Raw genomic sequence first — 11,861 nt, forward strand, 5'->3', positions numbered from 1 at the left:
ATCAGGCCTCTACAGTCTGGAACAGGCCGGGATTGACATGCGGGTGCGGCAGCGTCTGCGGCCCGCCCACACCGATGCCCCACTGGTCCATGACCATCGGCGCAGGGGTATGCACCTTGTACTGGTGCGTGTCGAAATCGACCTCTTCGAGATCCGAGGTATACTCGGTCACGAAGCCGCCCGGCGTCACGAAGTAGCTGAAGGTGTTGTTGCCCGCAGTGTGACGGCCCGGACCCCAGCCGATGTCCACGCCCTTCACCTTCAGGCGGTGGGCGCCGCGCATCATGTCGTCGACCGAAAGCATGTCATAGGCGACATGGTTGAGGCAGGCAGGCCCCGGCAGGATGGCAATGCGATGGTGCGCCGAATTGCAGCGCAGGAAGCACATGAAATCGCCCAGCCAGTCCGAAACCTTGAAGCCGAGCACGTCACAGAAGAACTTCACCGCCTCTTGATGGTTGGGCGAGTGCAGCACGATGTGGCTGATCTTCACCGGCACGCCTTCCCAGCGCTCCAGTTCCCGCTTGGCGCCACGGGCAACGTCGCTCGACACTTCGAACAGGAGGCCATCGGGCGAGAAGAAGCGGAAGCCGTAGCCACCGCCCGGCGAGGTCAGTTCGGCAGGCTCGCTGGCGATCTGGCATCCCGCATCGGCAACCTTTGCGCGCAGTGCATCGACGTCGGCGCGGCTGTCGGCGGCAAGCGCGATCACGTCGATGCGGTTCTCGTCTGCGCGGCGCAACTGGACGACATGATGCTCGTCATGCCCCTGCGCCTTGAACCAGGCGTGGTTCTGGTCCTCGCCGACCGGCTCAAGGCCCCAGACATCGGCGTAATAGGTCTTCTCGGCGTCGAATTCGTTCACGCCATACCCGACATAACGGATCTCGGTAACGCGGCTCATTGGGATCTTCCTCGAACTGGTAGATTTCGGATTGGGCAGAAATCAGATTGGCTGCGAGACGACGGCGAACATCTCCGCAGTGGCCTTGTGATTGTCGACAGCAGGCCCCACACCCAGCTGTCCGTGGCAAATGGCAAGGCTGCTCTCGACGATGTAGCGGCAGCGCTCGAAACGGCGGTCGCGATAGGCCTTGAGCGCGGTTTCCACGTCGTCGTGGCGCTCCAGTTCCTCGGCGATCACGATCGCATCCTCGATCGCCATACCAGCCCCCTGGCCCAGATGCGGCGTCGTGGCGTGCACGGCATCGCCGAGCAGGCCGACACGGCCCTTGCTCCAGTCACCCCGCACCAGCATCCCCTCGAGCGGCCGGTAGACCACGCCCTCGTCGTCAGTGATCTGCTCGCCCAGCGCTTGAATCTGCGGGCTGCACTTGGCGAGCTTGGCGCGCATCGCCGCCGCAATGCCTTCGGTCGGATAGCGCGGATTGCCGGGCTCGGGCGTTGTCACGTACATGTACATGACGTCAGCGCTCATCGGCACGAGGCCCACGCCGGTCGGGCCGTTGTAGACCTGCAGGGCATCGAGACCTTCTGCACGCGGGAAGTTGTAGCGCCACACCGCCTGGCCTGTGAACACCGGCTTTTCCGCATCTGGCAGGATCTGCTGGCGGGTCTGCGAATAGACCCCGTCCGCCCCGATCACCGCGTCGTAGCTTCCGGTCGAACCGTCGGAAAAGGTCACGTGGACCTTGGCGCCGTCGTCCTCGATCTTCTCGGCAACAAGGCCAAGACGCAGGTTTGTGCCAAGGTCCTTGGCGCTGTCGCCCAGCACCTTCTGCAACGCGCGACGGCTGATGCCGACGTTGGCCGGACGGCCTTCGACGAGGCGCGGGCTGGGAACGCGGGCGACCTTGGTGCCATCGGGCAGGAAGATCTCGACAGCATCGAACCCGCAAGCGGCATCCATGAAGCTGTCCAGCACGCCAAGCTGGTCCATCGCGCGCAGCACGTTCGACTGCTGTATGATGCCAACGCCATAGACCGACCAGTTCGGATCACGCTCGATCGCGGTGACCGAGTGCCCCTTGCGCGCGAGCGCAATCGCTGCCGAAAGCCCGCCGATTCCGGCCCCTATAATCAGGATATCCAAATTTTTCATCGCCCTAAACCAGCTCCGCAGCACCGGACGCCAGCCCCTCTCATTCTCGTGATTGGCATCAGCGGCCGATTTAGATTGCGCCGAACAATACACCAAGCAAGTAATTTTTATGCCGATCCATGCTTGAAATCTATGAAATGGCATCAAGTCCATTAGCTTGACTTGCCGGGCCGGGAGAGGATACCGTTTAAGAATAAAGGTTCTAGAATGCGGCATCACAAGAACGCCGCCGGGAGATTCGATGACCAGTCCTGCAGCGCGCCAACCGGGTGTTCCCCAAGGCCTCACCATAGTCCTTACCGGCTTCCTGCCGATCGTGGCCATCGTCTCGATGTTCCCTGCGGTCCCCCGCATGATCGCGCACTTCGCAGCCGATTCCTCGGCCCCCACCAAGGTGCCCGCGATGGTTTCGGCTCCCGGCCTGACAGTGGCGATCCTCGCGCTGTTCGCCGGCCTGATGGTCGACAAGTTCGGCCGTCGCCGCCTGCTGCTGTGGTCGACCGGCCTCTACGGCTTCGTGGGCATGGCCCCGATGTTCCTCGACAACCTCGATCAGATCTACGCCTCGCGCCTGCTCCTCGGCGTAGCCGAAGCCGCGATCCTGACGACCGCAAACACGCTAATCGGGGACTATTGGGACGAGAAGGGCCGCAGCAAGTGGCTCTCGCTTCAGGGCATCATCGGGCCGTTCTTCGGCAGCGCCGTGATCTTCACCTCCGGCTACCTCGCATCGATGAGCTGGAACTCGGTGTTCATGATCTACGGCATCGGCTTCCTGGCATTCTTCGCCATGCTCGCCTTCATCTATGAACCGGAGAACGATGATACCGCCCGCAAGATGCTCGGCATCGGCGCGGAGGCCAGCACTCCGTTCCCGTGGGCAGGCGTCCTGACCTTCGGCCTCGTCACCCTGTTCGGCGGCGCACTGTACTACGTCTTCATCATCAATGGCGGGATCGTCTGGCAGGAACTGGGCGTTTCCGACCCGTCCGAGATTGGCCGCCTGACCACCATCCCCAGCCTCTTCGTGATCGTCGGCGCGGTGATCTTCTGGCTTACCGGACGCTTCGGCCCACGCATCCAGCTGACCGTGTTCCTCACCCTGCTCGGCTCGGGACTGGCCGTGATCGGCATGGCCAGCGACTGGAAGGGCATGGTTGCAGGCATGGCCCTGCAGCAGACCGGCGCGGGCATGGCTGTGCCGACCCTCATCGCCTGGGCGCAGGGTTACCTGCCCTTCGAGCACCGCGGACGCGGCATGGGCGTGTGGACCTCGACCTTCTTCCTCGGCCAGTTCGTTTCGCCGCTGCTGGTCAGCATGGCCCGCACCTCGAGCGGTTCGATGCAGGGTGCATTCTTCATCGCCGGCCTGCTCGGCATCGGCATCGCGCTTGCCACCTGGTTCATCGTCGCGCCCAAGCAACCGCAGGCAGCGGCCGCCTGATGCGCCGCTTCGGCCTTGCAGCAATGGCACTGGCGCTGCTCGGAAACGGCCCGGCAGCGCCCGACAACCGCCGCATCGTCGAGGATTTTGCCCGCCTGTTCTACCTCGAGCGCGACGTCAAACAGGCTTTCGAAACCTACGTCGCGCCGGATTACATCCAGCACAACCCCGGCGTGCCGGACGGACGCGATGCGGCCATCGCGCTGCTCCAGCCGATGTTCTCCGACCGGAACCGCAGCTTCGAGGTGCGCAAGATCATCGTCGACGGCGATCTCGCCGCAATCCACATCTTTGCGAAGCCAGACCCCTCCGCACGCGGTGCCGCAGTGGCAGACTTTTATCGCCTCAAGGACGGCAAGATCGTCGAACACTGGGACGTGATCCAGCCGATCCCCGAAAAATCGGCCAACCCGCACCCGATGTTCTAGGCTTCCGCCTCTGCCCTGAGCAACTGCATCATCCGCCGTCTCACCCGGATCGCGCCTGCGTCCGAAGGCAGGATGACTGGGCGAAGCTCCCAGAAATCGCCATCGCCCATCGCATGCTGCTGGGCGTGCAGCATCGGGTGATCCTCCTCAAGGAACGCCTTCTCCAGCAGCGCATGCGCCTGAGGCGTCGGCTCGTGCGTGTAGAAGTAATGCGTCGATGTCTGAGTTGCAGGCGTCAGGATATGCGGGTCGCTCATCGGTGGCACGATCATATCCTTGCGGTCCGTGCCCGATCGCGCCAGTCCGATAAACAGAGCGAGATTTGACGGCGCATTCCAGCGCATGTGCAGCCACTGGTCTATCGTCGCACCTTCCGGCAGCATCGGCACCGCCCATACGGGTGGCTCGGAGTCCGGCATTGTCCAGTTGTTCCAGATCGTCCCGCTGTCTTCCTGCACCACCTCGTGCTGCCCGCTGGCAAGCAGAGATCCGTTTGTCCCGAAGCTTTCACGGTGGATGAACTCGGCGTGGCTCAGGTCCATCAGGTTGTCAGTGACCAGCTCATAGCTCGCATCCATCGTGATCATGCCGCGATGAAGTGGTCTGTCGGAATCGAGGAAGCTGTAATCCGGGATCAGCGCCGGGTCGGCCTTGTCGGCGTCGCCCGGCCAGAACCAAACACCCGTGTGCTTCTCAACCACGGTCAGCACTTCCACTTTCGCGATTTCGAGCGGCTCGCCCGAAAAGGGATTGTGCGCGCAGTTGCCCGCAGCGTCGAAGGCCAGCCCGTGATAGCCGCAGCGCAACATGTCGCCATCGCGCCCGCCCCGGCTCAACGGCACGAAGCGGTGCGGGCAGCGGTCAGCCATCATCACCAGTTCGCCATCTGCCTTGCGCCAGATCACCCACGGCTTGTCGAGCAGGCGCCGCGCGAGGAATCCACCATCCGGCACCTCGTGCGACCAGCAGGCCATGTACCAGCCATTGCGCAGGAACGCTGTCATGGCCATTCTCCCTTGATGACGAGTCAAAAAAACCAGTTGGTTTCTTTATAACGATGGCGAGCGTTGTGAAAAGCCCTGTCAGCCGCAATCCCGAGGTCGTGCGCACGCGCATCCTCGATGCCGCGCAGGCCGAATTCATGGCCGAGGGCTTTGCCGGTGCGAGCACCAATCGCATTCTCGAGCGCTTCGGCGGCTCGAAACCAACGATGTTCCGACACTTCCCGACCAAGCGGGCGCTGTTCGAAGCCGTCGTAGCCCGCATCGCCGAACGCTGGCGCGATGCTATCGACATGCGCGATAGCGACAGCAGCGATCCGGCAAGCTGGCTCCACGCCTTCGCCACCCGCGCACTGACGTGGATTCTCACCGACGAGAGCATCTTCGTCGGCCGCATGGCCATTGCCGAAGGTCACCTCTTCCCCGAGGTTGGCGAGACCTACCGCGCGCTCGCGGTCGAACCGCTCAATGCGCTGCTCGAAGAACGCCTGCGCGACTGGACGCAGGCGGGGCTGCTCGCCTGCCAGGAGCCAGGACGCGATGCCCTCGCCTTCTTCGACCTCACGCTGGCCGGCATGGTCAGCCGCAAGCTCTACCGTGTCGACGAGGGCTTGGACTCCGCGTCCCTGTCGGACCACGCTCGCCGCTGCGTGGCGATCTATCTCGACGGACTGCGCATCAGGCTCTGAGACTCAAGCCCTGACCGACTGCTCCTTGACCGGCTCCATCACCACGAAAGTGCTGGTGTTGGAGACATGCGGCAGGGTCGAGATCTTCTCGCCCAGCACGATGCGAAAGCGGCGGATGTCGGCAGTGCGGACCTTCAGCAGGTAGTCGAAGTTGCCCGCGATCATGTGCGCTTCCTCGATCTCGGGAATGGCCATCACGCCGCGGTTGAAATCGGCCAAGGCCTGCTCGCGCGTGTCCGACAGCTTCACTTCGGTGAAGGCAACGTGATCGAGCCCGAGCCGCGCCATGTTCACCACTGCGCGGAAACCCCGGATCACGCCATCGTCGATCAGACGTTTCAGCCGCGTCTGGCATGGCGTCTTCGACAGGCCGACCTTCTCGGCCAGTTCCGTCACCGGCATGCGCCCGTCGCGCGAGAGGATGTCGATGATCCGGCGATCGAACTGGTCAAGTTGCCTGTCTTCCATGCTTTCAAGCCTACATCAGGCGATGAGAATGCGCAATTGAAGGCGAATTGCCTATTTCTGACCAATCGATAAGTCAGAATGCCCATTCGCCGAATGATATCATAGCTCATGAGCATGCCCCTCCCCTTCGCCCAGTTCGCCCCCCGCCTTGCAGAGCCTTCGGACCTGCGCCGCGCGATCACCGCCGCCACGCGTCGGCCCGAGCGCGAGTGTGTCGTCGACCTGCTCCCGGTCGCCACACTGCCCGAGCAAGCACGAAGTTCAGCCCAGGCCCTCGCCCGCACGCTGGTCGAAACGCTGCGCGCCAAGCCGCGCGGCAATGGGGTGGACCAGCTGGTGCAGGAATATGCCCTGTCCACGCAGGAAGGCGTCGCGCTGATGTGCCTGGCCGAAGCCCTGCTGCGCATCCCCGACAACGACACACGCGACGATCTGATCCGCGACAAGATTTCCGGCGGCGACTGGCTCGCCCACTTGGGCAGCGATCGCTCGCTTTTCGTCAACGCCGCCACATGGGGCCTCGTCGTCACCGGCAAGCTGACTTCAAGCGTCGACGACACCGGCCTTGGCAGCGCGCTCACCCGGCTGATCGCCCGCGCCGGTGAGCCGGTGATCCGTCGCGGCGTCGATCTTGCCATGCGCATGATGGGCGAACAGTTCGTCACCGGCGAGACCATTGCCGAAGCCCTCAAGTGCGCCCGCCCGCTGGAGGAACGCGGCTTCCGCTACAGCTACGACATGCTCGGCGAAGCAGCGATGACCGCCAAGGACGCCACGCGCTACTACGCCGATTACGAGAACGCGATTCACGCCATCGGCAAGGCCGCAGCGGGGCGCGGCGTCCATGAAGGCCCCGGCATCTCGATCAAGCTTTCCGCCCTGCACCCCCGCTATACCCGCGCCCAGCAGGCCCGCGTGATCTCCGAACTCCTGCCCCGGGTGAAGGCCCTGGCCGTCCTCGCCCTGCGCTATGACATCGGTCTCAACATCGATGCCGAGGAGGCAGACCGGCTCGAACTCTCGCTCGACCTGCTCGAAGCGCTTGCTACCGATCCCGAACTGGCTGGCTGGAACGGCCTCGGATTCGTCGTCCAGGCCTATGGCAAGCGCTGCCCCTTCGTGATCGACTGGATCGTCGACCTCGCCCGCCGCTCGGGCCGCCGCATCATGGTCCGCCTTGTCAAGGGTGCCTACTGGGATGCCGAAATCAAGCGCGCGCAGGTCGAGGGGCAATCGGGCTTCCCGGTCTATACCCGCAAGGTCCACACTGACATCGCCTACATCGCCTGCGCCCGCCGCCTGCTTGCCGCACGCGACGCGGTGTTCCCGCAATTCGCCACGCACAACGCACAGACGCTGGCCACGATTCTCTCGATGGCCGGCAGCGATTTCCGCGTCGGCGACTACGAATTCCAGTGCCTCCACGGCATGGGTGAGCCGCTCTATGACGAGGTCGTCGGGCCGGACAAGCTGAACCGCCCCTGCCGCATCTACGCGCCGGTCGGCACGCACGAAACGCTGCTCGCCTACCTTGTTCGCCGCCTCTTGGAAAACGGCGCGAACTCCTCCTTCGTCAACCGCATCGCCAATCCCGACGTGCCGGTGGAAGACATCATCGCCGACCCAGTCACCGAAGTGTCCGCCGCCGCCGATCCCGGCGCACCCCACCCGCTGATCGCCCTGCCCGCAGCGCTCTACCCCGACCGCCGCAACAGCACTGGGCTCGACCTTACAGACGAAGCGACGCTAGAAGCCATCAGCGTACGCTTCCGCTCTGTCTCGCGCCTTGTCCGCCATGCCGCCCCCACGGCAGAGCTATCCGCCACACAGGCCCGCCCAGTGCACAACCCCGCTGACCACCGCGATGTCGTCGGCACCGTGCGCGAAGCCCTGCCCGAAGCGGTCACCGAAGCCCATCGCCTCGCCTCCGCCTCGCGCTGGGGCGCAAGCCCGCTTGCGGCCCGCGCCGTCGTGCTCGAACGCGCGGCTGACGCGATGCAGGGGCTGATGCCCGAACTCATCGCACTGATCGTGCGAGAAGCGGGCAAGTCCGTCCCGAACGCCATCGCCGAAGTGCACGAGGCCATCGATTTCCTGCGCTACTACGCCGGGCAAGGCGCATCGCTCGCCGGATCGCGCCCGCTTGGCACCGCCGTCTGCATCAGCCCGTGGAACTTCCCGCTGGCGATCTTCACCGGGCAAATCGCCGCCGCGCTGATGGCGGGCAATGCGGTCCTCGCCAAGCCGGCCGAAGAAACCCCGCTGATCGCCTGGGAAGCCGTGCGCATCCTTCACGAAGCAGGCGTGCCCGACGACGCCCTGATCCTCGTCCCCGGCGATGGCGCAATCGGTGCGGCGCTTGTCGAGGCGCCCGGCACCAGCGCGGTCCTGTTCACCGGCTCCACCGAAGTCGGCCGCCTGATCCAGCGACAGCTGGCCACGCGCCTCTCGCCCGAAGGTCGCCCGATCCCGCTGATTGCCGAGACCGGCGGCCAGAACGCGATGATCGTCGACAGCTCCGCCCTTGCCGAACAGGTCGTCGCCGATGTCATCGCCTCGGCCTTCGACAGCGCAGGCCAGCGCTGCTCGGCCCTGCGCGTGCTGTGCCTGCAGGAAGACATTGCCGACCATGTGCTCACGATGCTGCGCGGCGCGCTCGCCGAACTCTCGGTCGGCCCCACCGACGTGCTCAGCGCCGACATCGGCCCGGTCATCACCGCCGAGGCACGCGAGGGCATCGAGGCGCACATCGCGCGCCTTGCAGCCGCAGGCTGCCCGGTCCATCGCCTGCCGCTCGGCCCCGAAACCGCTAACGGCACCTTCGTCGCGCCAACGATCATCGAACTGTCAGACCCGGCGCTGCTCACCCGCGAAGTGTTTGGCCCGGTCCTCCATGTGATCCGCTTCGCCCGCGCCGACATGGACGCCCTCGTCGACCGCATCAACGCCTGGGGCTATGGCCTGACCTTCGGCCTCCACACCCGGCTCGACGAGACCGTCGCCCGCGTGACCGCGCGCGCCCACGCCGGGAACATCTACGTCAACCGCAATGTCATCGGCGCGGTTGTCGGCGTGCAGCCCTTCGGCGGACACGGCCTCTCCGGCACCGGCCCCAAGGCAGGCGGCCCGCTCTACTTGCGCCGCCTCGTCGCCACCGCTCCCGCCGCGCCCGCCATCACCCTTGGCGAGCGCGATCTGGCAGGCCCGGTGGGTGAGCGCAACGTCCACGCGTTGCGCCCGGGCGGCAAGGTGCTGGTGGCCGCACAGGACGCCGCTCGCCTCTCAGCCCTTAAAGCACGGGTTGAGCGGCTCGGCGGAACGCCCGTGGTCGCAGAGCCCGGCTGGCAAACCAAAGGCCCCTACGCCCGCGCGCTGGTCGATGGCGATGCGTCCTTCACCCTGGCGATCCAGCAGGCGGTCGCCGCGCTCGAAGGCGCAATCGTGCCGGTGCTGTGCCCCGCCGATGGCGACGCCATGCTCGTCGGCGAAGTCTCGCTCTCGATCAACACCACCGCGGCAGGCGGCAATGCCAGCCTGATGGCCATGGCCTGACCAAGCTGGCGTTTCACTTTCGCGCGGTTGCCGACAATCCCCACGATTGTTAGCCTGCCAAACGGAAGAGGAACACCACATGACGGATTTTCAAGGCAAGACCGCATTCATCACCGGCGGCGTCAACGGCATCGGCTTCGGCATTGCCCGCGCCTTCGCGCTCGCCGGGATGGACCTCGTCCTGACCTACCGCAAGGAGGCCGACCGCGAGGACGCCGCCCGCTGGCTGGCTGACAACGCCTTGCCGCCTGCCCGCTTCGTCCAGCTCGACGTGACCGACCGCGCCCGCTTCGCCGAGGTCGCGGCCGAAATCGGCAAGGTCCACGTGCTGGTCAACAATGCCGGCGTCAGCGTGTTCGGCCCGACCGACGAGGCAAGCTATGCCGACTACGACTGGATCATGGGCGTCAACTTCGGCGGCGTGGTCAACGGCCTCGTCTCGTTCCTGCCGGGCATGAAAGCCCAGGGCGAGGGCGGCCATGTCGTCAACGTCGCCTCGATGGCCGCCTACCTCTCAGGCCCGCAGGCCGGCATCTACACCGCCAGCAAGTTCGCAGTGCGCGGCCTCACCGAAAGCTTGCGCTACAACCTCGCCCCGCATGGCATCGGCGTCTCGCTGATGTGCCCCGGCCTCACCCGCACCAACGCCTGGACCAGCGCGCTCAAGCGGCCTGAAGGCTTTGCCGATTCCGGCTTCGCCCCTGCAGACCCACAGGAACTCGAACAGTTCGGCACCGCCTTCGAACTCGGCATGGACCCATTCGAGGTCGGGCAGAAGACCTTGCAGGGCATGATCGAGAACCGGGGCCTCATTCTCACCCACGGCGAGTTTGCCGAGGACTTCGAGGAAATCTACCGCACCTCGCTCGACGCCCTGCCCAAGGACGATATCCCCGAAGGTCGCCTCCACATCGAACGCCTGCGCCGAGCTGCCAACAAGGCGGCGGCGGAAGGCCAGCAGATCTCCCTGTCGGACCTCACCTGAACCGCCATGAAAAACGGGGCGCCAGCCTTCCAGCCAGCGCCCCGCAAAGGGTCATGCGTCTCATCCTGCCCGTTCAACGACGGGCATGCGAAGAGGTTTCCGCTTCAGCGAAAACTTGTGCCCGAAGGCGATGATCACACTGTTGGAAAAGTGATGGTGCGGTCGAGAAGACTCGAACTTCCACGGGCTTTCGCCCACAACGACCTCAACGTTGCGCGTCTACCAATTCCGCCACGACCGCAAAATCAAACGGGGTGCCCGACCTGTGATCGGCGCCCCGTGGTGGGGTAGGAGCGCGCCCCTAGCAAAGGAGTCTGACGGGCGCAACAAGCTTCGCGAAGTTTTTCGCAATAGCGCCCGAACCGCTCCCGATCAGTCGGGCTTCCAGCCAATTATCGCGAACTTGGCGGACTGCGGCACGTCGGTGACCGCAGCATTGATCGTCACGCTTTCGCCGGGTGCCAGTTCTTCCTGCGGCGGGGGAACGTCCCAGGTCTTCACCACCTTGTCGTTCGAATCGCGCAACACGATCAGGATTTCCGGGAGTGGGCGGACCTCCTTGCCGGTGTTGGACACTGTACCGCTCACCCCGAAATACTTGGTGCCGTTAGGCAACTGCCTGCGGTCCTGCTTTTCCGCCGGGAATGACAGTTCGAGATCGGGGTGGTCGCCACCGAAGGCTTGCCCCGTACCCGGCAGCCACTGTGGCAGGCCAAAGTAGTACGCCGCCCCACCCAGCGCCGCCACGGTAAGCGCAAAGGCTACCGCCGCAATCGTCCACAGCTTCGCCGGATTGCGCCGTGGCCGGAATGGCGGCTGGTGATCGAACGGCGACTGGTCGTCCTCGACCGGTGCGGGGACATAGGTCCGCCGCGCGGGATGCGGCAGAGGTGGCGGCGTCGGCGGTTCAGCCTCGCTCGGGGCAGTCGCCGCGCCAAACGGCAGATCGGGCTCGCTCGCTGCAACGGGAGCCGGAGTGGGCGCCGGCACAGCTACGGGCGCTGGCGGCGCAACAACTGTGGTATCGGCCCCGGCAACCCCTGCCGTCACGGCAATGGCCTCGGCCCGCTCAGGCAGTTCAGGGCCGTTCTGGAACCACGAATGGCGGCACCGCGCACAACGCACGGTCCTGCCGTCCACGCCGATTGCGGTGTCGGGAACGACATAGCGCGTCGAGCAGGCTGGGCACGCGATGATCATTCAGCGGGTTAAGCATGGTCGGACCGCAAGAA

Annotated in this window: 10 protein-coding genes and 1 tRNA gene; 5 read left to right on the forward strand and 6 right to left on the reverse strand. The window is 65.0% G+C overall.

Annotation, left to right across the window (positions count from 1 at the left end):
• Position 1: 1 nt before the first annotated feature.
• Together ACZ1JX_RS13440 and ACZ1JX_RS13445 are read right to left on the reverse strand one after the other, a co-directional pair.
• The gene (locus tag ACZ1JX_RS13440) at positions 2–904 is read right to left on the reverse strand and encodes a VOC family protein (protein ID WP_465124027.1); all 903 of its coding nucleotides are present in this window, start codon (positions 902–904) and stop codon (positions 2–4) included.
• A 42-nt stretch (positions 905–946) separates the two neighbouring features.
• Positions 947–2,062, reverse strand: a complete 1,116-nt coding sequence (locus ACZ1JX_RS13445; RefSeq protein WP_465124028.1) for an FAD-dependent oxidoreductase — start codon at positions 2,060–2,062, stop codon at positions 947–949.
• Between the two features lie 241 nt (positions 2,063–2,303).
• On the opposite strand from ACZ1JX_RS13445, the gene ACZ1JX_RS13450 reads away from it, so the two are divergent.
• The gene (locus ACZ1JX_RS13450; RefSeq protein WP_465124029.1) at positions 2,304–3,506 is read left to right on the forward strand and encodes an MFS transporter; all 1,203 of its coding nucleotides are present in this window, start codon (positions 2,304–2,306) and stop codon (positions 3,504–3,506) included.
• On the forward strand, positions 3,506–3,934 hold the full coding sequence (locus tag ACZ1JX_RS13455) for a nuclear transport factor 2 family protein (protein WP_465124030.1): 429 nt from the start codon (positions 3,506–3,508) through the stop codon (positions 3,932–3,934). Before ACZ1JX_RS13450 ends, ACZ1JX_RS13455 begins: the two co-directional genes overlap by 1 nt.
• On the opposite strand, the gene ACZ1JX_RS13460 is transcribed toward ACZ1JX_RS13455, so the two are convergent.
• Entirely contained in the window at positions 3,931–4,938 is a 1,008-nt protein-coding gene (locus ACZ1JX_RS13460) for a Rieske 2Fe-2S domain-containing protein (RefSeq protein WP_465124031.1), read from the reverse strand. The two genes, ACZ1JX_RS13455 and ACZ1JX_RS13460, sit on opposite strands and share 4 nt — an antisense overlap.
• Before the next feature lie 53 nt (positions 4,939–4,991).
• Here ACZ1JX_RS13460 and ACZ1JX_RS13465 point away from each other — a divergent pair, with 53 nt between their 5' ends.
• The gene (locus ACZ1JX_RS13465) at positions 4,992–5,624 is read left to right on the forward strand and encodes a TetR/AcrR family transcriptional regulator (RefSeq protein ID WP_465124032.1); all 633 of its coding nucleotides are present in this window, start codon (positions 4,992–4,994) and stop codon (positions 5,622–5,624) included.
• Between the two features lie 3 nt (positions 5,625–5,627).
• Here ACZ1JX_RS13465 and ACZ1JX_RS13470 read toward each other — a convergent pair whose 3' ends face one another.
• The gene (locus tag ACZ1JX_RS13470; RefSeq protein ID WP_465124033.1) at positions 5,628–6,092 is read right to left on the reverse strand and encodes an Lrp/AsnC family transcriptional regulator; all 465 of its coding nucleotides are present in this window, start codon (positions 6,090–6,092) and stop codon (positions 5,628–5,630) included.
• Between the two features lie 108 nt (positions 6,093–6,200).
• Here ACZ1JX_RS13470 and putA point away from each other — a divergent pair, with 108 nt between their 5' ends.
• Positions 6,201–9,644 (forward strand): bifunctional proline dehydrogenase/L-glutamate gamma-semialdehyde dehydrogenase PutA, encoded by a 3,444-nt coding sequence (gene putA / locus ACZ1JX_RS13475; protein ID WP_465124034.1) that lies wholly within the window; start codon positions 6,201–6,203, stop codon positions 9,642–9,644.
• 79 nt (positions 9,645–9,723) lie between these two features.
• A complete protein-coding gene (locus ACZ1JX_RS13480; RefSeq protein WP_465124035.1) occupies positions 9,724–10,629 on the forward strand; it encodes an SDR family oxidoreductase in 906 nt (301 codons plus the stop codon).
• Between the two features lie 154 nt (positions 10,630–10,783).
• Here ACZ1JX_RS13480 and ACZ1JX_RS13485 read toward each other — a convergent pair.
• Both ACZ1JX_RS13485 and ACZ1JX_RS13490 read right to left on the reverse strand, forming a co-directional pair.
• A tRNA-Leu gene (locus ACZ1JX_RS13485) sits at positions 10,784–10,870 on the reverse strand.
• 131 nt (positions 10,871–11,001) lie between these two features.
• Complete coding sequence (locus tag ACZ1JX_RS13490; RefSeq protein ID WP_465124036.1) at positions 11,002–11,829, reverse strand: MJ0042-type zinc finger domain-containing protein; 828 nt, start codon at positions 11,827–11,829, stop codon at positions 11,002–11,004.
• Between the last annotated feature and the right edge of the window lie 32 nt (positions 11,830–11,861).

Source organism: Novosphingobium sp. BL-A-41-Hi4A-0G (genome assembly GCF_055521735.1).